The sequence below is a fragment of the Jiella mangrovi genome (assembly GCF_017815135.1).
GTDB classification, from domain to species: Bacteria; Pseudomonadota; Alphaproteobacteria; order Rhizobiales; family Rhizobiaceae; genus Jiella; species Jiella mangrovi.
The window spans coordinates 25931-45554 of record NZ_JAGJCF010000011.1 but is presented as its reverse complement, the minus strand read 5'-3'; the positions used below and the strand labels follow the sequence as shown (position 1 = coordinate 45554).

Genomic DNA, 19624 nt, shown 5'->3' with positions numbered 1-19624 from the left:
GTCGATGAGCCGCGCCCGAACCTGTCGAGGGCAGCGATCGTTCACGGGATCCCCAAACCCAGCCGACCGCATGGCATCATTTAGATCGATCTAAAAAGAAACAGGGATGATGTCAACCGCGTCGCTTTGGGGCGTGGGCTTGCGATTCGGGGCAGGGACCCGTCGATTCGCGGATGACGAGGCGGGTGGGCTCGATCGTTCGCTTTGGCGCGCCCTCGGGATCGGCGAGCCGGCGCAGCAACAGCCTTGCCGCTGCCTCTCCGATCGCAAAGGGATTGGTCGTCACGCTCGTCAGCGCCGGACGCGACAGTGCAGCTTCAGGAACATTGTCGAAACCGACCAGCGAAAAGTCCCGGCCGACATCGACGCCGAGGTCGAAGAGCCCGCGCAGAAGGCCGAGCGCGACGACATCGTTGAAGCAGATTGCCGCGCTAGGGGGCGTCTGCCGCATCAATGTCCCGGCAAGGGCGCGCCCGTCCTCGTGTGTCAGCGGCACCTTGACGACGATCGTCTCTGCTTCTGGGCCGATCGCATTTCGATATCCTTCGAGCCGGTCCCGGAAGGCCGAGTGTTGGCGGTCGCCGGCGACGAAAGCGATGCGACGATGGCCGAGCTCTTTGAGATGCTCGACGGCCTGACGCATGCCGTCGGCATAGTTGGTGCCGGCATAGTCGCTTCTGTCCTGAGAAATCCAGCGCAAGGCCTGGACAACGGTCAGGCCCAGCGTGTCCGTGGTTTCTAGAAAACTCTCGTCGCTGCCTGCGGCGGGGCAGACGATCACGCCGTCGACGTCGTGCTCGCGCATCCGTCGGACGAAAGCGTCCTGCTTGGCGCGGTCTTCATGGGTGTTCGCCAGCATGACCGCCATGTCCTCGGTGTCGAAGACGGTCTCGATCCCGTCCAGCATCTCGGCGAAGAACGGGTTGCGCAGATTTGGGACGATGACGCCGACGGTTCGGCTCGTTCCTCGCCGCAAGCGGGCGGCACCGGCATTGTAGACATAGCCGAGGGAGCGCATCGCCTCCACCACCCGTTGTCGCGTCGTCTCTCCCACCAGGGGGCTCTGCCGAACCACGAGGGAAGCCGTCGCGCGCGAGACGCCCGCATGCCGAGCGACATCGAGAAGCGTGACGCGCTTTCGGGTGGTTGCCATACTCGCTCCATCGCCACCGTTAGATCGATCTAAAATCAGTTTCAGTGCAGCCCGTGTCAAGCTGGAAACTGCGGGGGCGCGTGTTGCCGAAAGCACGACTGGTCGTGCGTCCGGCTGCCCTTGGCGAGTACAACCGCTCCGTTCGAGCCCAGCTTTCGGAGCGTCGCCACTGGTCAGGCCGATACTAAACGACCGTCTCAAAGCGTCTGTTTTGTCGAACTTTCCTGGGGTCTCTGGACGAGACGCGAGAATGACGAAGCTTCGAATGGTGCGCACTCTCGATCAAGTCGAGGCCAGCGGTCGAGCTTCGTGTCCTCGACTATGGGTCTGGCCCGAACGGGCGCCCTGTCCGTGGCGAGCGAGCTGCGGTCGAGCGCGGAGAGCAGCAGCGGCGCGAGGCCGTTTTCGCAAACGCTCGCATAATCATCGTTGACTAGATTTTATACCCTGCTTAATGTGATGGCAGATGACGGCCGAAAAGGCCAAGCGGCAAGTGCGCCCCGTTCCACGTCCTTCGGACGTAGCGGGGCTTTTTTTGTTTTTGACAGGGAATCTGCGGCGCATGTCCTCGAATATCCCGGCCTATCCCGTCAGCGTGCTGTTTTCCGCAGCCGGGCCCTATGCGGGTCTGGGGCGGGAAGCGGTGGCGGGGGCTCTGGCCGGGATTGCCGAGATCAACGCTTCCCCGACGCTTTCCCTGCGGTTGCGTCCCGTCATTGCCGATCCCCGCGGTGAGGATCGGCGCTATGCCGAACTGGCGGAGGGTGCGATCCGCGATGGATCGCGCCATGTCGTCGGTGCGCTGACCTCGTCGGCGCGCAAGGAAATCGTCCCGGTGGTGGAGCGCCACGACGCGCTGCTCTGGTACGCGTTTCCCTATGAGGGTTACGAATCCAGCCAGCACGCCCTGTATTTCGGGGCGTGTCCGAACCAGCATCTGCTGCCGCTTTTCGATTATCTCTTGCCGCGTCAGGGTGTCCGGCCGTTCGTCGTTGGTTCGAACTACATCTGGGGGTGGGAGATTGCCCGGATTGCCCGCGAGCTGGTCGAGGCGAGGGGCGGGGCGCTCTCGGCAGACCGCTATCTGCCCCTCGGCCATATCGATTGCGACCATCTGATCGCCGAAATCCGCCAGAAGAAGCCCGATTTCATCCTGTCCAATCTGGTCGGGGAGAGCCTCCATGCCTTCATCCGGGCCTATCATTCACTTGGTCTTGAGGACGATGCGTTCCGGCCCGAGAACTGTCCCGTCGTGTCCTGCAACATGACCGACTTCGACCTTTCGGCCGTCGGCGCGGCCGCAGCCGGGCACATCACCGTCTCGACCTATCTTCATGAACTGGATACGGCCGACAATCGCGCCTTCAAGGCCCGCATGACCGAGAGGCTGGGCGAGGGACATGCGATTTCCTCCTGTTTCGCCGCCGCCTATTCGGCTGTTCTCGTGCTGGGAACGGCCATGGCGGAGGCGGGCAGCGACGATCCGGCGGCGGTTAGAGAGATCGTCACCGCCCGTCGCTTTGCGACGCCGCTCGGCGATCTTCGCGTCGATCCGCGGAACCACCATGCCGACCTGACGCCTCATCTCGCCCGGGCCGGGGCGGACGGGTGTTTTCACGTTCTTGAGCAAAGCTCGGGGCCGGTCGCGGCCGATCCCTATCTTGCCGGGCTGGCCGCTCGGGCCGCCCTGACGCCGCATCCGGCCGACCTGCCGATCGAAGCGTCACAGGCCCGGAAACTGAGGGTGGTGAAATGACCGGCTTCAAGCGTCTCGAACCTGCCGGCTGGCAGGCGATCATCCTGCACCGGCCGCATCCTTCCGTGGATGCGCTGATCCGCCAGCTCGCGATGCTGCATGTCGAGGCCCGCACTGTCTGGCCGCAGCTCGATGAAGCCGATGCGCGCGCCGACGTCGTGTTCTTCGACGCCGACGATGGCCACGACGGGCAGTTTCCCTGGTCCGCGGGCCTTGCTCCGATGCCGATGATCGCACTCGTCGGCTCGGAGGCTCCGGGCCGCATCGAATGGGCCCTGTCGCAAGGCTCGACCGCGCATCTTCTGAAGCCGATCGGATCGACCGGCGTCTACAGCGCGCTTTTGATCGCGGCCCACAGCCACCGGATCGTCCGCGCCAAGAGCGACGACATTCGACATCTCGAGGATCGGCTGAGGCAGAGGCCAGCGGTCGTGCGCGCGGTGCTCAAGCTGATGGGGCAGGGCGAGCGCGACGAGGCGGCCGCCATGAAGACGCTGCGCACCATCGCGATGACCTGGCGCATGACGATCGAAGAGGCAGCCGAGACGATCTGTGCCGACGAACAACACGCCAAACGCGAGGCGTGAGTTGGAAAAGGAGACGCAAAAAGTGTCAGCAACGGAAGGCTTCGCGCCCTATGGCGACTACCAGACCTGGTATCGCATCACCGGCGACCTGAAATCCGGCAAGCCGCCGCTGATCGTCGTGCATGGCGGGCCCGGTTGCACCCATGACTATGTCGATTCCTACAAGGACGTCGCCGAGAGCGGCCGCGCGGTCGTGCATTACGATCAGGTCGGCAACGGCCGCTCGACCCATCTGCCGGACAAGGGCGGCGACTTCTGGACCGTCGAGTTCTTCAAGGCGGAACTCCACAATCTCATCGACCATCTCGGCATCCGCGACGCCTATTGCGTGCTCGGCCAGTCCTGGGGCGGCATGCTGGGGTCGGAATTTGCCGTCGATCGTCCGGCGGGCCTGAAAGCGCTCGTCATCGCCAATTCGCCGGCCTCGCTGAAGACCTGGGTCGCAGAGGCGAACCGGCTGCGCCGGGCGCTGCCGGGCGGGGTCCACGAGACGCTCCTGAAGCATGAGGAGGCCGGGACCACGGACAGCGCCGAATACAAGGCCGCGACCGACGTCTTCAACCAGAACCATGTCTGCCGGATCGTGCCGATGCCGGCGGAGGTGCAGCGAACCTTCGATGCGATCGAGGCGGACCCGACCGTCTATTACACCATGAACGGGCCGAACGAGTTTCACGTCGTCGGCACGATGAAGGAGTGGTCGATCGAGGGCCGGCTCGGCACGATCGACGTGCCGGTCTATCTCGTCTCCGGACGTCACGACGAGGCGACGCAGGCCTGCGTCACGCCATTCCTCGAAGAGATCCCGGACGTGCGCTGGACGATCTTCGGCGCCTCTTCCCACATGCCGCATGTCGAGGAACGCCCCGCATGCATGGCGGCCGTTACGGCATTTCTCGACGAGAAGGCCGCTTGAACCCGCAGCAGCCAGAAAGCTGCGGCGGGCTTCCCCGCCGCGGCGCTCACCACTCGCAACCTCCATCGACAGGAACGGCAAGAATGAGCAGAACGCTTCATCGACTGAAAATCACGACGACCCTGTTCGCCGCCGGGCTTTTCGCCCAGGCCGCGCTCGCAGGCGGCGCCCAGGCCCAGGACCGCAAGGCGCTGCTGGAGGAACACAGCGGCGGGACGATGATCCTCTCGGCCGTGTCGGCCGCCGGGACGATCGATCCGCAGGTCAACTACACCGCCGAGTTCTGGCAGATCTTCCAGATGACCTATGACGGTCTCGTCAAGTTCAAGCAGGCCTCGCGCTCGGAAGGCTTCGAGATCGTGCCTGACCTTGCCGAGGCCATTCCGGAGCCTGAGGACGGCGGCAAGACCTACGTCTTCAAGCTGCGCAAGGGCATCAAGTTCGCAGACGGCTCCGACGTGACGCCGGAAGACGTGGTCGCCTCGTTCCAGCGAATCTTCAAGATCCACGGTCCGACGTCCGGCAGCTTCTACAACAACATCGTCGGCGCCGACAAATGCCTGGCCGATGCCGAGACATGCACGCTCGAAGGCGGGGTCGTCGCCGACGACGCGGCGGGCACGATCACCTTCCACCTGATGCAGCCGGATTCGGAATTCTTCGACAAGATCGCCGTTCCGCATGCCTCGATCCTGCCGGCCAAGACGGAAGCGAAGGATTCGGGAACCTCCTACATTCCCGGTACCGGCGCGTATGTGATCGAGAGCTACGATCCCAACGACAAGATGGTGCTCAAGCGCAATCCGCATTTCAAGGAATGGAGCGTCGCAGCCCAGCCGCAGGGGTTCCCCGACGAGATCGTCTATCGCTTCGGCATGAAGGAAGAATCGGCGATCAACGCCATCCAGAACGGCCAGATCGACTGGATGTTCGATCCCCCGCCGGCCGATCGCCTCAACGAGCTCGGCACCCAGTATGCCGATCAGGTTCACGTCAATCCGCTGGCCGCCTTCTGGTACGCGCCGATGAACACCAACCTCGCGCCCTTCGACAATCTGAAGGTCCGTCAGGCGGTGAATTTCGCCATCGACCGCAACGCTCTCGTCAACATCTATGGCGGCCCGGTGCTGGCGCAGCCGACCTGTCAGATCCTGCCGCCGGATTTCCCCGGCCACGAGGACAGCTGCCTTTACACCAAGGATCCCGGCACGGCGTGGTCGGCGCCCGACATGGAAAAGGCCAAACAACTCGTCGAGGAATCCGGCACGGCTGGCCAGAAGGTGACGGTCGTCGCCGAAGACACGGCGACCTCGCGCGCCGTCGGCACCTACCTCCAGAGCGTTCTGTCCGAGCTCGGCTATGACGCGACGATGCAGGCGATCTCGCCGAATATCCAGTTCACCTACATCCAGAACACCGACAACAAGGTGCAGATCTCGGTGTCGCAGTGGTTCATGGACTATCCGCAGGCCTCGAACTTCCTCAACGTGCTCCTGTCCTGCGCGTCCTTCACCCCCGGCAGCGACTCTTCAATCAACATCGCCGGCTACTGCAACAAGGATCTGGACAAACGGATGGCGGAAGCCATGCAGACGGCGGTGACCGATCCAGAGGCCGCCAACAAGATGTGGGCGAAGCTCGACAAGGCATTCATGGAACAGGCGCCGGTGGCACCGCTGTTCACGCCCAAGAATGTCGACTTCGTCTCGAAGCGCGTCGGCAACTTCATCTTCTCCAACCAGTTCCGCTGGGTCATCGACCAGTCCTGGGTGCAGTGACGAGACCTTCCTCATCGACGCTGCCGGGGGGCTTCCAGCGCTCCCGGTGGCTTCTTTCCGCGCCCGGCGCCTTGATGACAGGAATGCGAAATGTCAGACGCAGCAGCACCGCGTCAGATGACGGAGACCGGCGGCGATGCCGCGGCCATTCCGGCAAGGCCAAGCCAGAGCCCGTGGCGCCGCGCCTGGCGCATCCTTCGCCGCGACAAGGCCGCGATCGGCGCCTTCGTCGTTCTCGTTCTGATCGTCGCCGCATGTCTGGCAGCGCCGATCTACGCCAATGACCTCGCCAGGACCGATCCCTTCCGCTCCACCTTGAGCGGCAGCATCGTCATCGACGGCCAGACCCGGAAGATCATGGAGGCGTCGACCACCGGCCTCGGTCTCGGCACCACTCCGATCGGCCCGACATGGCATTGGCAATACATGCTGGGCGCGGACAATCAGGGCCGCGACGTCGCCGCAAGGCTTCTCTATGGGGGTCGCAACTCGCTGCTGATCGCCACCGCCGCGACGCTGATCTGCCTCGTTCTTGCGGCCGCGATCGGCACCATTGCCGGCTTCTTCGGCGGCTGGGTCGACATGGTCCTGTCGCGGATCCTGGAAGTCCTTTGGGCCTTTCCGGTCTATCTCCTCGCCATTTCCCTCTCGATCGTCCTTCTGACGACCGAGTTCTGGATCGGGCCGTTCCGCATCGGCTCCGGCAGCCTGATCCTGCCGATCGTGATCATCGGCATCATCTACGTTCCCTATATCGCAAGGCCGGTCCGCGGGCGCGTCCTGTCGCTGCGCCACAGCGAGTTCGTGCTCGCGGCGAAGGGGCTCGGCATTCCGCGCTGGCGAATCCTTCTCAAGGACATCCTGCCCAATGTGACGACGACGCTGATCGTCTACATCCCGATCATGATGGCGCTGAACATCGTCACGGAATCGGCACTGTCCTTCCTGTCGATCGGTGTGCAGCCGCCCGATGCGAGCTGGGGCACCATCATCCAGGACGGGCAGGGGTTGCTCTACACGCGGCCGATGGTGGCGCTGGCCCCCGGCATTGCGATCGTCCTCACCGTGCTCGCCCTCAACGTTCTCGGTGACAGCGTACGCGACGCGGTCGATCCGCGCACCAAGCTTCGCTGAAGGGAATCCCGATGGTTTTCGCAATCCTTCAACGTCTGGCTCAGATGCTGTTCGTCCTGTTCGGCATTTCGGCGCTGGTCTTTCTGATCTTTTTCGCAACCCCCGGCTCTGACCCTGCTGCGCGCATCGCCGGGCGCAATGCGGCCCAGGAAACCGTCGAGGCGATCCGCAAGGACTTCGGCTTCGACCGGCCGCTGCCGGTGCAATATGCGATCATGATGGAGAAGCTCTTCGTCTCCCGCGATCTCACCTCCTTCGTCAATCGTGGACTTGAAGTCGTGCCGCAGGTGATGCGGGCAGCGCCGATCACACTCTCGCTGGTTTTCGGGGCGGCGGTCCTGTGGGTCGTCGGGTCGATCGCCGTCGGCGTGTTGGCGGCGATGACCAGAGACACCATCATCGACAAGGGACTGATGATCCTCGCGCTGATCGGTGTCTCCATGCCGGTCTTCTGGCTCGGCGAGCTCTTGAACCTCGTCTCCCAGAGCCGGTTTCACGACACGTTCCTGTTCTCCTGGGTGCCGGGGCTCGGCTACAAGCCGTTCTTCGACGGACCATGGCTGTGGTTTAAGACGCTGGTGATCCCCTGGTTCACCCTGGCCGCCCTTTACATCGGCATCTATGGGCGCGTGCTTCGGGCCAATCTCGTCGAGACCTATCAGGAGGACTACATCCGCACGGCTCGGGCCAAGGGCCTTTCGCCGTCCCGGGTGATGATCCGCCACGCGCTTCGCATGTCGCTGATCCCCTTCGTGACGATGTTCGGCATGGATTTCGGCGTGCTCGTCGGCGGCGCTGCGCTCCTCACCGAAGTCGTCTTCGGCCTTAACGGCGTCGGCCGCCTGACCTATCAGGCCATGCTCAATCTCGACCTGCCGATGATCCTTGCGACGGTGATGTATGCCTCGTTCTTCGTCGTCGTCACCAATGCGCTCGTCGATATCCTCTACGTCGTCATCGATCCGCGGGTAAGGGGAAACTGATGCAGGAAACCAGTTCCGTGAATGCACCCTTGCTGGATGTCCAGGGGCTCTCCGTCTCCTTCTCCACCGATCGCGGCCGGGTGAAGGCGATCGATGACGTGTCCTTCAAGGTCGCGGAGGGGGAGATCCTGTCGATCGTCGGCGAATCCGGTTCGGGCAAGTCGGTGACGCTGATGTCGCTGCTCGGGCTCAACGATCCGAAGACGACCTTCGTCGACGGGGCGGTGTCGTTTCGCGGCAGGCATCTCCTCGAAATGCCCGACCGCGAGCTGCGCCGGCTGCGCGGCAAGGAGATCGGCCTGATTTCGCAGGATCCGATGACCGCGCTGACGCCGGTCTATACGATCGGCTGGCAGATCGCCGAGCAGATCCGCGCCCACGAGAACGTCTCGAAGTCGGCAGCCCTGAAGCGCGCCGTCGAACTCCTCGCGGCGGTCGGCCTGCCCAACCCGGACGAGGCGAAGGACCGCTATCCGCATCAGCTCTCCGGCGGCATGCGCCAGCGCGCGGTCATCGCGATGGCGCTCTCCTGCAACCCGAAGCTCCTCGTCGCCGACGAACCGACCACGGCGCTCGACGTCACGGTGCAGGCGCAGGTGCTCGATCTTCTCCTCAGGCTGCGCGACGATTTCGGCTCGGCGATCATCCTGATCACCCACGACATGGGCGTGGTCGCCGAAGTCGCCGACCGTGTGCATGTGATGTATGCCGGGCGGATCGTCGAAAAGGGGGCCGCCGAGGCAATCTTCGAGCGCCCGATGCATCCCTACAGCTGGGGGCTGATGGCCTCGATACCGCCGATCGACGGGCCGAGACTGCCGCGGCTGCCCTCGATCCCCGGCATGCCGCCGTCGCCGGAGGCGATCCCCCCGGGCTGTGCGTTCGCGCCGCGCTGCCGATTTGCTCGCGCGGCCTGCGCCGAGCGCCCGCCTCAGCGCCGCGAGGGCGACCACACCGTTCTTTGCGTTCTCGATGCGAAAGAGCGGGAAGAACTGCGCGCCTCCGTCCTCGGCGAGGCGGTGGCCGCATGATCGACGCTGCCAACACCGCCGTGTCGCCCCTGATTTCGGCGCGCGACCTCACCAAGCATTTTACCGTCGGCAAGACCATGCGTCCCGGCTCCGGTCGCACGGTCCACGCGGTGGAAGACGTCACGCTCGACGTTTATCGCGGCGAGACGCTGGGGCTCGTCGGCGAATCCGGCTCCGGCAAGTCGACGCTCGGCCGCTGCATGACGCGGCTCTGTGATTCGACCTCGGGCTCCCTCGTCTTCGACGGCGAGGATATCACCCGGACCGGCGAGCGCGGACTGCTGCCCGTCCGCCGGCGCATGCAGATGATTTTCCAGGATCCCTCCGCCTCGCTCAATCCACGCCGGCGCGTCCGCGATCTCGTGGGCGACGCCGTGCGCGTCCACGGCATTCGCAAGGGCAGGGCGGTCGAGGACTGGCTGCGCGAGCTGATGGACATCGTCGGTCTGAGAGCCGAATATCTCGACCGCTATCCGCATGAATTTTCCGGCGGCCAGCGCCAGCGCATCGGCATCGCCCGCGCTCTCGCCGTCGAGCCCGAGCTGATCGTCGCCGACGAACCGGTCTCGGCGCTGGACGTCTCGGTCCAGGCGCAGATCGTCAACCTCTTTTCGGAGCTTCGTGAAAGACTCAACCTCACCTACGTCTTCATCGCCCATGATCTGGCGGTGGTCCGGCAGGTCTCGACACGGGTGGCGGTGATGTATCTCGGCGCGCTGGTCGAGATCGGCGAGACCGAAGACCTCTATGCGCGGCCACGCCATCCCTACACCGAGGCGCTGTTGTCGGCCGTGCCCCAGGCGCGCAACCGCGGGCGGCGCAGCCGCATCATCCTCGAGGGCGAGATCCCGAGCCCGCTAAACCCGCCAAAGGGCTGCAAATTCTCGACACGCTGTCCCTTCGCAAAGGAGCGCTGCCACGCCGAGCGACCCGAACTTCTGCCTGCCGGTTCCGGCCGCAGTGTTGCGTGCCACTATCCGCTCGGCAGTGCGGCCGGGTAGGGGCAATGTTGGATTCAACCTGGAACCAGGAAAACCATCGCATTGGTGCTTTGACAGCCGGTCCGCCGCCAGCGATGCGCTCCGGCTTGGAACGGAGCCTGATGCCCCTGATCTTCGATGCAACGACTTGCGATCATCGGTGGCTGAGGGTGACTGATCGAGGATCGTCGTGTCGGACGAGGTTGCGGCGACGAGTGCCGGCGCGAAGATGTCGCGAATTGCCTGAAAGACGCGGTCTTTCGAAGGCGCAATGTTCCGGACGGTCGATGTCTTGCAGTAGGCAATCCCGATCTCGGAGATGATCAGTTGCCCCGGGCAGCCGATCGGGGGGCACCTCATGCACAATGTTATGCCGCTCAGCCCGTTTCCAATCCGGATTGGCACTAATATGTAACGTTTGCAGTGCCTTGCACGAAAAGTGGTAGGCCCGGAGGGACGCGATACCACTCTGTGAAAGTGCAAACAATTGAATGCGTTAGGGGACGTCGCGTCAGGTATGTTATGCAGTCTGTACTGGAGTTTCAAGCCGGGCGCTCCTGTATGCTTTTCGGTTAGGGCCTTTCGGAAAAGCCAGCGTCGCGCACCGAACAGATAATGAAGATGCGCCCACTCTGGCACCGAGACCTCTGTCCGGTGTTTAGTAGACTTTGCTCGCCCGTCGCCTCTGTCTGCCCGTCAATCCAGATCGCGTTACATACCCGTTCGGCCATGAGCGAGGATCCGGATTGGAGATCGGGGCAGATACGCCACTCTGGACCAACACTTGCTCCGCGACACTCGGTAGGGCAGGTGTCGGTGCTCATTCTACACGCTCCTCAGGATAAGGCGGTCGGCTATGGAGATTGTCGCGAAGGCGACTGAAATCGTGGGTGGCGCTGTCGCGCTCGTCAGGCGCTATGGTTCGCCGTCGCATCAAGCGGTCGGGCAGACACCGCAGATTCCGGAGGCGCGCAAACAGGGGATCATGACCCTGAAACTTCCCGCCGCTGAGGGCTGGAAGGAGGGGCGCCTGCCCACCTGCGCCTCGGGGCTCAAGGTCAATGCCTTTGCGTCGAACCTCGATCATCCTCGCTGGGTCGAGGTCCTGCCGAACGGCGATGTCCTCGTGGCGGAATCGAAGGAACAGCCAGAGACGCCGCGCACCCTCATGGACCACGCCCAGCAGGCTACGATGCGCCGCGTCAAGGCAATCGGCGAGAGCGCCAATCGTGTGACGCTCTGGCGTGATGCGGATGGAGACGGTGTCGCCGAGCACCGCGAGGTCTTCGTAGAAAACCAGAACCAACCCTTCGGCATGGCGCTGGTCGATGACAAGTTCTATCTAGGCAATACCGACGGCATTCGGCGTTTCGACTACCAGCCAGGCGACACGAGCCTGACGGGCGGTGGTGAAACGCTTGTCGACTTCAAGCCGCACGGGCACTGGACCCGCAGCCTGATCGTCTCGCCGGATCGAGCGAAGATCTACGCCGGTGTCGGATCGCTGTCCAACATCGGTGACAACGGCATGGAGGCGGAAGAGGGCCGCGCGGCGATCTGGGAAATGGACGTTGCCACCGGAGAGGCGCGGATATTCGCCTCCGGGCTGCGAAACCCTGTCGGCATGGCCTTCGAGCCGGTTACCGGAAAGCTCTGGACCGTCGTCAACGAGCGCGACGGGCTCGGCGACGAAACGCCGCCCGACTACCTGACGTCGGTCGAAGAGGGTGGGTTCTACGGCTGGCCCTATTGTTACTGGGGCAGGACCGTGGACGATCGTGTCCCGCAGGCGCCAGACCTCGTCGCCCGTGCCATCCAGCCAGATTATGCCCTCGGCGGCCACACCGCATCGCTCGGCCTCTGCTGGATGCCGGAAGGCACCTTGCCGGGATTCGGCAAGGGCATGGTGGTCGGCCAGCACGGATCGTGGAATCGCGCGACGCTCAGCGGCTACAAGCTGATCTTCGTCCCCTTCGAGAATGGCGCGCCGAACGGACCGCCTCGCGACATTCTCGCCGGCTTCCTGTCAAAGGACGAGAAACTTGCCTATGGGCGTCCCGTCGGCGTGGCGATCGGCCCGGACGGCCGATCGCTCTTGATGGCCGACGATGTGGGTGACGTCATCTGGCGGGTGACCTCCGCTTGATGCGGCGGTCGCACCGGAGCGGTGATCGCAGGCTCAAGATCAAGCCGTAGAAGCTAGGTTGAGCGCGTCCAGGCGATCAGGATCCGGCGGGGAGTTTGGGCTGAAAGCGGACGGCCGGCTGTCGGCACATGCGCATTGGAAGCGGACATTCGACGCGACCGGCATGCAGTCGCAACTCGGGTCAGAAGTGACGAGTGGTGGTCGATTGTTGTAAAGAAGTGGCATCGCGACCAACCGAGCGACGTACGTGATGTCGTCTAGATGCGTAAGAGCCGAAACGGTGGACTACAATGAGGCGGCGCTCGGCCCGAACGAAAAATGAAGCGACATGTCGTGAGACGCCTCATCGTATCAGATGAACACCCTTTTCGCCGATTCCAAGCGCGTCGCGACCTTGAAATGGCTGACGGGCGGTCACCGGTCCGGCGCTCGATGACGTCACGGAGATGGCGGGGCCTTCGGATTTCGAGGCGTCAGCTCGCCGGACAGGCGAAGGAGCAGCCGAGCCCAGGCGACCATGCCCTTCTCGAAATTTGCGAGCCGGAAGAACTCGTTCGGAGCGTGGTAGTCCTCGTCCGCCGTCGAGAAGGAAAAGAACACGACCGGGGCGCCGAGTGCGTCCTTGAATACCGCGCCGATGGGAATGGTCGCGCCCATGGCGACGCGAAGCGGGCGCTGGCCGAAGATTCCTTCGACGACGTCCTCTGTCACGGCAAGGCCGGGATCGTCCTTGTCTAGGGCGAAGGCCGCGCTGCCTGGGCCATGGCGTTCGATCGACATCCGGTAGCCCGACGGAAGCATGCAGCGCAGGTGAGCCTCGATGGCGCTAAGGGCGGCCTGCGGATCCTGGCCGGCCACAAGGCGGCAGGTGATCTTGACGGTCGTCGAGGCCGGGATCACCGTCTTGGTGCCCGGACCGGAATAGCCGCCCGCAATCCCGTTGAACTCCAGCGTCGGGACGAGCCATTGTCGCTCGAGCAGTTCTTCGGGGGAGGGTAGGGGATCGGGAAGTTCGGCGCCGATGTCCCGGAAATAACCCGTTACGTCGAAATTCGAAGCGCCCATCGCCTCCCGGATCGCCGGATCGGGCAGATCCACGCCGTCGTCGAAGCCTGGAACGACGACGAGGCCTGCCTCGTCATGCAGTGTCGCAAGCATGGCGACCAGCGTGCGGACCGGGTTCGGCGCGCTGCCACCGTGCCGGCCGGAATGAAGGTCCTTGGCGGCTCCCGTGACCGTCACGTCGAGCGCCACGAGCCCGCGGCTCGCGACGGTGACGGAGGGGAGATCCGATCGCCACATCGCCCCGTCTGCCGACACGACGAGGTCGGCCGCCAAGCGCTGGCGCAGCCGCTCGACCGTTGGGGCGAGATGCGGGCTGCCGCTTTCCTCCTCGCCCTCGACGAACACCTTGACGTTCAGCGGCAGGCTGCCGCGGGTTCTGGCGAAGGCTTCGGCAACGAGGATCGGGATGAGCAGCGGTCCCTTGTCGTCGGAGACGCCGCGGGCGTAAAGGCGACCCCCGCGGATCGACGGCTCGAAGGGCGGTGTGAGCCACTTCTCGAGCGGATCAGGGGGCTGCACGTCGTAATGGCCGTAGACAAGGATCGTCGGTGCGCCCGGTTTCTCGCACCATTCGGCGACGACGGCCGGATGGCCACCGGTCTCGACGATCTCGACGCTCGGAAAGCCGGCAAGAGAGAGGCGCTCGGAGACGAAAGCTGCGGCTTCCGCAATGTCGGCCTTGCAGGACGGATCGGTGGAAACGCTGGCGATGCGACAAAAGGCTCGCAGTTCTTCGATTGCGGTTTCCATGCGGGCGGCAAGATAGGCCTCGACGTCGGCGGTCTCCGCGCTCCCGCTCATTTGCCGCCGTCCACGCTGAGCACCTGGCCGGAGATCCAGCCGGCTTCCTCCGAAGCGAAGAACAGGACGGCGTTGGCGATGTCGTCTGGGCTGCCGAGGCGCTTCAGGGCGATGCTTTCGACGAGCTTCTTCTGCCCGTCCTTGCCCATCGCCTGCCATTGTCTCTCGGTAGTCGGATTGGAGCGCACGAAGCCCGGCGCGACATTGTTCACCGTGATCCCGAAGGCGCCCAGCTCGTGGGCGAGCTGGCGGGTCAGGCCGATCTGCCCGGCCTTGGCGCTGGCATAGGCCTGAATGCCTGTGAGCGAGATACCGAGGCCCGCGCCGGACGAGATGTTGACGATCCGGCCCCAGCCATTCGCCTTCATTCCCGGTGCCACGGCCTGGGAGAGGTAGAAGGCGCCCGACAGATTGACCGCAACGATCGCGGTCCAGTCCGCCGGCGAGATCTCCTCGATCGGTCGGCCGACCTGCCCGAGGACGCCGCCGGCGCAGTTGACGAGGATATCGACGCCGCCATGGCGCGTCATGAGGTCGGCGAGCGCCTGGCCCACGCCGCCATGGTCGGTGATGTCGAGGCAGAGCGCCTCACAGGAGGCACCGGCCATCTCTGCCGTTTCTGCGACGCCATCGCCGAGGATGTCGCAGGCTACGACACGGGCGCCGCGGGCGGCGAAGGCAAGCGCGATCGCCCGGCCGAAGCCGTGGGCTGCGCCAGTGACGAGGGCAGTGCGGCCCTCGAAGGACCCGGTCATATCGCCTTTGCCTTTTCGGACGCCGGCATCGACTGCGCGAGTTCCACGAGATTGCTGTCCGAGAGGGGACGGGTGCCGTCCTCGATCTCCTGGATCATGGCGATTAGCTGCGTCGTCAGCGGCGTCGCGACACCGGTTTGCGCGCCATGATCGACGATCGGACCGAGCTGCGCGTCGACTTCTGTCTTGCGCTTTCTGACGGCGAGATCGCGCCAGATGCCGCTGTGGGATTTCAGCGAGCGGCGGTTGTGCGCCACCATGTCGTCGAAGGATTTCGCCGTCCGCTCGGCAGGGGCGTTGGGCAGGAAGGCGAGAGGGTCGAAGCCGTCGAAGGGCTCGAGCCGGATGCCTAAAGCGCCCGCCACGGCCCCGACTTCGCGACCAAGCGCCGTCAGGGCCGGGCGGTGGGCGGGATCGGCGAGGACGTCGGCGATGGAATCGTTGGTCAGCGCGGTGGCGAAGAGCAGCGCGCCATAGACGAGCTTGCTCCAGAGGAAGCCGAGAATATTCTCCGTCAGGATCGCGTGGTCGGCGAATTCATGCAGAAGGCCAAAGAGCCGCTCGACGCGCGCCGTCTTCTCGCCGGAGAGTTCGCCGATCACCACTGCACCCTTGCCGCTGTAATGGACGAGGCCCGGCTCGAGATAGTCGGCACCAAAATTGACGAAGCAACCGACGACGGCTTCGTCTCCGACGACCTTTGCGATGACATATTCGTTGAGCCCGTTCTGCGCGGAGACGATACAGCCGCCTTCGGCGAGATGGAAGGCGACTTCATGCGCTGCGGCCTCTGTGTGATGGGCCTTCACGCAGAGAAAGATCGTGTCGAAACGGCCGGAAAGATCGGCCGGCAGAAAGGCCCGCGCGCGCACGGTGTCTTCGATCAGCGAGCCGGTGATCGACAGGCCGCTCGCCTCGATCGCTCTCACGTGGTCGTCCGCTGCATCGACGAAGACCACCTCGTGGCCGGCGCGCAGGAAGGCGGCGCCGAGCGTCCCGCCGATGGCTCCGGCGCCCCAGATGAGGATCGGCCCGGACGGCTCTCCTCCAGTGCTCAAGCCCAGGGCCCTTCGATCAGCGCGCGGGTCTCGGCGACGGCCACCTCCCACAGTGCCAGCATGTCGGCGTCGGGCTTTTCGTAGTGGCCGCCGAAATTGCCGTCGCCGAGAAGCTCGCGGACCTTGTCCGGGTCCATCACTCGCATGCGGTCGAAATCGACCATCGGCTTTTGCTGGGTCGGCTGCTCGACGCTGGCGAGCCGCGTCCAGGGAAAGTTCTCCATCCAGGATGCGTGGGAGGCGATCGGATCGATCTCCTGAACCTTGGCGAAGGCCTTCGGTGCGTTCCACCAGTTGTGGAACTTGACTGCGGTGTCGGGATTATCGGCCATCCACTCGATGGCGAGGCTTCCCGCCGGCTGGTTGCCGCCATGGCCGTTGACGATGAGGATGCGCCGGAAGCCCTGCCGCTTCAGGCTGTCGAGGATGTCCCGGACGATCCGGACATAGGTCTCGATGCGGATGGAGATCGAGCCGGGATAGCTAAGGAAATAGGGCGTGACGCCATAGGCGAGCACCGGGAAGACCGGCACGCCGAGGGGGGCTGCCGCCTCAAGCGCGACCCGCTCGGAAAGGATCGAATCCACCGAGAGCGAGAGCCCCGCATGCTGCTCGGTGGAGCCGAGCGGCAGGATCGCGCGGTCGTCGGTCTTCAGATAGTTCTCGATCTGCAGCCAGTTTATCTCGGCAATTTTCATGATGCTTCCCTTTGCTGCGGCGCGCCGCCTTCGTCGCCCGCGCGGGTCCATGGCAGGATGATACGTTCGATATCGGCGGGGTCGGGCGTGTGCCGGTATTCGATGGCCGGCGTTTCCGGCTCGATGATCGTCAGGACCGTCTCGGCACCGGTGGCGTAGACCACGACGCTCGAGCGCTCGAGGACGTCTGCGAGGTCTGGCTCGTCGATTGTCGTTGCCACCATCTGCGAGACATGCGGGGCGAAGCGCTGGACGCCGGCCTTCATGATCGGCAGGAAGTCGGGAAAGCGCGAGACGACGGCGAGATTGGTGCGCGGGTCGAGGGAGGCGAGCGCGCGCCGCGTCTCCTCCGACGGGATGAAGCTGACGGAGACGACCTTGGTGTTCGGCAATAGCGCCGCGACTTCTCTTTGTCGGGTAAGGAACGTGACGACCAGATCGGCGGAAGCCGCTCTGGCGCGGGCGTCCGGCTTGCGCTGGATCGCGGCGATGGTGAGCGGCTCGACCGTCACGCCTTCGCCGAGGCGGGCGGCGATGAAGCGGGCATAGCTCGTCGTTGCTTCCGCAAACAGGCCGACCATCAGCACCTGGATGCGCCGGCCTACGCTGGTGCGGTAGAACAAGCGGGCATTGACGAGCGCCGAGAGATCGCTGGCGCGCACCCCCATTGCCAGGCCCTCGTCGATCAGCGCATCGATCTGCCGGCGCAGCCGGATCGCCTCGGGACGCGCCGCCATGCGCGACTGGCCGCTCTCGGCGACGAAGGTGCCGGAGCCGGGGCGGGTCTCGATCAAAGCTGCGGATTTGAGTTCGCCATAGACCTGGCTGACGGTCATCGGCGCGACGCCGATCCGTTCCGCGAGATCACGTACGGACGGCAGCGCCTCTCCAGCCTGAAGTTCCCCACAGGCAATGCCGTATTCGATGAGCCCTTTGATCTGCGTTCGGATCGGTACGGGCAGGGCGCGGTCGATGCGGAAATCCATCGGGGCATGCTCCAACTGTCCTATTCGGCTAGCACGATGACCAACGGTCAACAAGCCCCGTCAATGGCGCGACTTTGAGCGGAAAACTGATAATATGCTGAAATTTAAGCCACGCCTACCGAATTGACAGCGTCCCGGCACCATGCCTATCGTTATACATCGATAGAACGGTTTGCCATAGGGACATCGTCATGAAGAACGCCGTCACTGCCGCACTCTCCGCCGCACTCATCTTCGGCTCCGGTTCGGCCGCCTTTTCCATCGAGCGGGGCGGTGTCCTGCATTACGGCCGCTATGCCGACAGCCTGTTCCTCGATCCGGTGCTGAACGACGCCAATGTCGACATCTGGATCCTGTCCAACCTGTACGACACGCTGATCCTGCCGACGGACGACGGCAAGGGCCTGAAGCCGGGCCTCGCGACCGACTGGAAGATCGCCGACGATGGCCTTTCCGTCGATCTGACCCTGCGCCAGGGCGCGATGTTCTCCGATGGCACGCCGATCACCCAGGACGACGTCATCTGGTCGCTGAAGCGCGCGGCCAATCCGGAGAACGGTATCTGGAACTTCCTGCTCGTCTCGGTCGACGACGTGGTCGCCAAGAGTGACGACGGCATCACGATCAAGCTGAAGCACACCGACCCGGCGATCCTGCCGGCACTCACGGTGTTCAATTCCGCGATCATGCCGAAGAAGCCGTTCGAGGCGTCCGAGGGCTCCACCGATGCCGAGAAGGCCAAGGCCTTCGCCGAGCATCCCGTCGGCTCAGGCCCCTTCGTCCTGAAGTCTTGGCAGCGGGGCTCGACCATGGAACTTGTGAAGAACGAGCACTATTGGGGCAAGGGCGAGGACGGCAAGCCGCTGCCCTATCTGGATGGCATCGAGTTCAACCTTCTGCCGGACGACGCCACCCGCATCCTGAAGCTCCAGTCCGGGGAGATCGACGGCGCCGAACTGATCCCTTATGCCCGCGTCGCCGAGCTGAAGCAGGCGGAGGGGATCGACATGGAGCTCTTCCCCTCGACGCGCATCGCCGACGTCATCATGAATGTGCGCCCGCAGGTCGACGGCAAGGACAATCCGCTGTCGAACGAGAAGGTTCGCCAGGCGCTGAACTACGCCGCCAACAAGCAGGCGATCATCCAGATCGTAACCCATGGCGTCGGGACCCCGATGTCCTCCTACATGTCGTCGGCGACGCCACTACATGTGGGCGAGGGCGCGGTCTACCCCTATGATCTGGAGAAGGCCAAGCAGCTGATGAAGGAGGCGGGCTTCGAGGACGGTTTCTCGACGTCGATCCTGATCCTCGCCGGCAGCCAGGACGAGATTGGCACGGCGACGGCCCTGCAGCAGATGTGGGCGCAGATCGGCGTCGAGCTGGAGCTCCAGCAGGTCGACAATGCCACGCGCACCCAGAAGTACCGCGACGGCGTGTTCCAGATGCGCGCTGGCGCCTGGACCGACGACATCGCCGATCCGAACGAGATCACCTCCTACTACGTCTATTCCAAGAACATCGACGCGGTGCATTCCGGCTGGAAAAGCGAGAAGGCGGACGAGCTGTTCGAAGCGTCCCAGAAGGAGATCGATCAGGAAAAGCGGGCCGAGCAATACGCCGAGATCCAGAAGATCTACAATGACACCGGCCCGATCGTTCCGCTCTACGAGACGCCTTATCCTGTGGCGCTCAGCGACAAGGTTCACGGCTTCCTCCAGATCCCGCTTGGCAACAACGTCTTCCGGGCGGCCTGGATGGACAAGCAGTAATCCGCATGGCGAGCGGCTAGCCTGA

16 protein-coding genes are annotated in these 19624 nt (G+C 64.2%); 10 read left to right on the top strand and 6 right to left on the bottom strand.

The features are described 5' to 3' along the window. Positions 1 to 112 precede the first annotated feature (112 nt). Positions 113 to 1153: a LacI family DNA-binding transcriptional regulator gene (locus J6595_RS14855; protein WP_209595359.1), complete on the bottom strand. Its 1041-nt coding sequence runs from the start codon at positions 1151 to 1153 to the stop codon at positions 113 to 115. A 562-nt stretch (positions 1154 to 1715) separates the two neighbouring features. Between J6595_RS14855 and J6595_RS14850 the strand changes: the two genes are divergently transcribed. The 9 genes from J6595_RS14850 (at position 1716) to J6595_RS14810 (ending at position 12464) form a co-directional block, all read left to right on the top strand. Then, complete coding sequence (locus J6595_RS14850; RefSeq protein ID WP_209595358.1) at positions 1716 to 2909, top strand: transporter substrate-binding protein; 1194 nt, start codon at positions 1716 to 1718, stop codon at positions 2907 to 2909. Then, positions 2906 to 3496, top strand: coding sequence for an ANTAR domain-containing response regulator (locus J6595_RS14845; RefSeq protein WP_209595357.1), 591 nt, complete (start codon positions 2906 to 2908; stop codon positions 3494 to 3496). Before J6595_RS14850 ends, J6595_RS14845 begins: the two co-directional genes overlap by 4 nt. 1 nt (position 3497) lies before the next feature. Continuing rightward, complete coding sequence (locus J6595_RS14840) at positions 3498 to 4412, top strand: proline iminopeptidase-family hydrolase (RefSeq protein ID WP_245198440.1); 915 nt, start codon at positions 3498 to 3500, stop codon at positions 4410 to 4412. Between the two features lie 83 nt (positions 4413 to 4495). Then, positions 4496 to 6190 carry an ABC transporter substrate-binding protein gene (locus tag J6595_RS14835; protein WP_209595355.1) on the top strand — a complete coding sequence of 565 codons (1695 nt, stop codon included), beginning with the start codon at positions 4496 to 4498 and terminating at the stop codon, positions 6188 to 6190. A gap of 90 nt (positions 6191 to 6280) precedes the next feature. Continuing rightward, entirely contained in the window at positions 6281 to 7324 is a 1044-nt protein-coding gene (locus J6595_RS14830; RefSeq protein ID WP_245198432.1) for an ABC transporter permease, read from the top strand. Positions 7325 to 7335: 11 nt separating this feature from the next. Beyond that, positions 7336 to 8307 (top strand): ABC transporter permease, encoded by a 972-nt coding sequence (locus J6595_RS14825; protein WP_209595354.1) that lies wholly within the window; start codon positions 7336 to 7338, stop codon positions 8305 to 8307. A 17-nt stretch (positions 8308 to 8324) separates the two neighbouring features. Then, complete coding sequence (locus tag J6595_RS14820) at positions 8325 to 9338, top strand: ABC transporter ATP-binding protein (protein ID WP_342453210.1); 1014 nt, start codon at positions 8325 to 8327, stop codon at positions 9336 to 9338. After that, positions 9335 to 10339 carry an ABC transporter ATP-binding protein gene (locus J6595_RS14815; protein ID WP_209595352.1) on the top strand — a complete coding sequence of 335 codons (1005 nt, stop codon included), beginning with the start codon at positions 9335 to 9337 and terminating at the stop codon, positions 10337 to 10339. The genes J6595_RS14820 and J6595_RS14815 overlap by 4 nt, the downstream gene beginning before the upstream one ends. Positions 10340 to 11174: 835 nt before the next feature. Next, positions 11175 to 12464 (top strand): PQQ-dependent sugar dehydrogenase, encoded by a 1290-nt coding sequence (locus tag J6595_RS14810; RefSeq protein ID WP_209595351.1) that lies wholly within the window; start codon positions 11175 to 11177, stop codon positions 12462 to 12464. 438 nt (positions 12465 to 12902) lie between these two features. On the opposite strand, the gene J6595_RS14805 is transcribed toward J6595_RS14810, so the two are convergent. Genes J6595_RS14805 through J6595_RS14785 form a run of 5 tightly spaced genes read right to left on the bottom strand, consistent with a single transcriptional unit; the run spans position 12903 to position 17827 of the window. Next, on the bottom strand, positions 12903 to 14330 hold the full coding sequence (locus J6595_RS14805) for a dipeptidase (protein ID WP_209595350.1): 1428 nt from the start codon (positions 14328 to 14330) through the stop codon (positions 12903 to 12905). Then, entirely contained in the window at positions 14327 to 15085 is a 759-nt protein-coding gene (locus tag J6595_RS14800) for an SDR family NAD(P)-dependent oxidoreductase (protein ID WP_209595349.1), read from the bottom strand. Before J6595_RS14800 ends, J6595_RS14805 begins: the two co-directional genes overlap by 4 nt. Beyond that, complete coding sequence (locus J6595_RS14795; RefSeq protein WP_209595348.1) at positions 15082 to 16143, bottom strand: ketopantoate reductase family protein; 1062 nt, start codon at positions 16141 to 16143, stop codon at positions 15082 to 15084. Before J6595_RS14795 ends, J6595_RS14800 begins: the two co-directional genes overlap by 4 nt. Beyond that, on the bottom strand, positions 16140 to 16841 hold the full coding sequence (locus tag J6595_RS14790; RefSeq protein ID WP_209595347.1) for a creatininase family protein: 702 nt from the start codon (positions 16839 to 16841) through the stop codon (positions 16140 to 16142). The genes J6595_RS14795 and J6595_RS14790 overlap by 4 nt, the downstream gene beginning before the upstream one ends. Continuing rightward, the gene (locus J6595_RS14785) at positions 16838 to 17827 is read right to left on the bottom strand and encodes a GntR family transcriptional regulator (protein WP_209595346.1); all 990 of its coding nucleotides are present in this window, start codon (positions 17825 to 17827) and stop codon (positions 16838 to 16840) included. Before J6595_RS14785 ends, J6595_RS14790 begins: the two co-directional genes overlap by 4 nt. 191 nt (positions 17828 to 18018) lie before the next feature. On the opposite strand from J6595_RS14785, the gene J6595_RS14780 reads away from it, so the two are divergent. Then, the gene (locus J6595_RS14780; RefSeq protein WP_209595345.1) at positions 18019 to 19599 is read left to right on the top strand and encodes an ABC transporter substrate-binding protein; all 1581 of its coding nucleotides are present in this window, start codon (positions 18019 to 18021) and stop codon (positions 19597 to 19599) included. The last annotated feature ends 25 nt before the right edge of the window (positions 19600 to 19624 follow it).

Coding starts and splice junctions, on each gene's coding strand:
- J6595_RS14835 (WP_209595355.1), top strand. CDS start 4,496: ATGAGCAGAACGCTTCATCGACTGAAAATCACGACGACCCTGTTCGCC.
- J6595_RS14790 (WP_209595347.1), bottom strand. CDS start 16,841: ATGAAAATTGCCGAGATAAACTGGCTGCAGATCGAGAACTATCTGAAG.
- J6595_RS14825 (WP_209595354.1), top strand. CDS start 7,336: ATGGTTTTCGCAATCCTTCAACGTCTGGCTCAGATGCTGTTCGTCCTG.
- J6595_RS14845 (WP_209595357.1), top strand. CDS start 2,906: ATGACCGGCTTCAAGCGTCTCGAACCTGCCGGCTGGCAGGCGATCATC.
- J6595_RS14855 (WP_209595359.1), bottom strand. CDS start 1,153: ATGGCAACCACCCGAAAGCGCGTCACGCTTCTCGATGTCGCTCGGCAT.
- J6595_RS14815 (WP_209595352.1), top strand. CDS start 9,335: ATGATCGACGCTGCCAACACCGCCGTGTCGCCCCTGATTTCGGCGCGC.
- J6595_RS14850 (WP_209595358.1), top strand. CDS start 1,716: ATGTCCTCGAATATCCCGGCCTATCCCGTCAGCGTGCTGTTTTCCGCA.
- J6595_RS14785 (WP_209595346.1), bottom strand. CDS start 17,827: ATGGATTTCCGCATCGACCGCGCCCTGCCCGTACCGATCCGAACGCAG.
- J6595_RS14805 (WP_209595350.1), bottom strand. CDS start 14,330: ATGAGCGGGAGCGCGGAGACCGCCGACGTCGAGGCCTATCTTGCCGCC.
- J6595_RS14810 (WP_209595351.1), top strand. CDS start 11,175: ATGGAGATTGTCGCGAAGGCGACTGAAATCGTGGGTGGCGCTGTCGCG.
- J6595_RS14800 (WP_209595349.1), bottom strand. CDS start 15,085: ATGACCGGGTCCTTCGAGGGCCGCACTGCCCTCGTCACTGGCGCAGCC.
- J6595_RS14780 (WP_209595345.1), top strand. CDS start 18,019: ATGAAGAACGCCGTCACTGCCGCACTCTCCGCCGCACTCATCTTCGGC.
- J6595_RS14830 (WP_245198432.1), top strand. CDS start 6,281: ATGTCAGACGCAGCAGCACCGCGTCAGATGACGGAGACCGGCGGCGAT.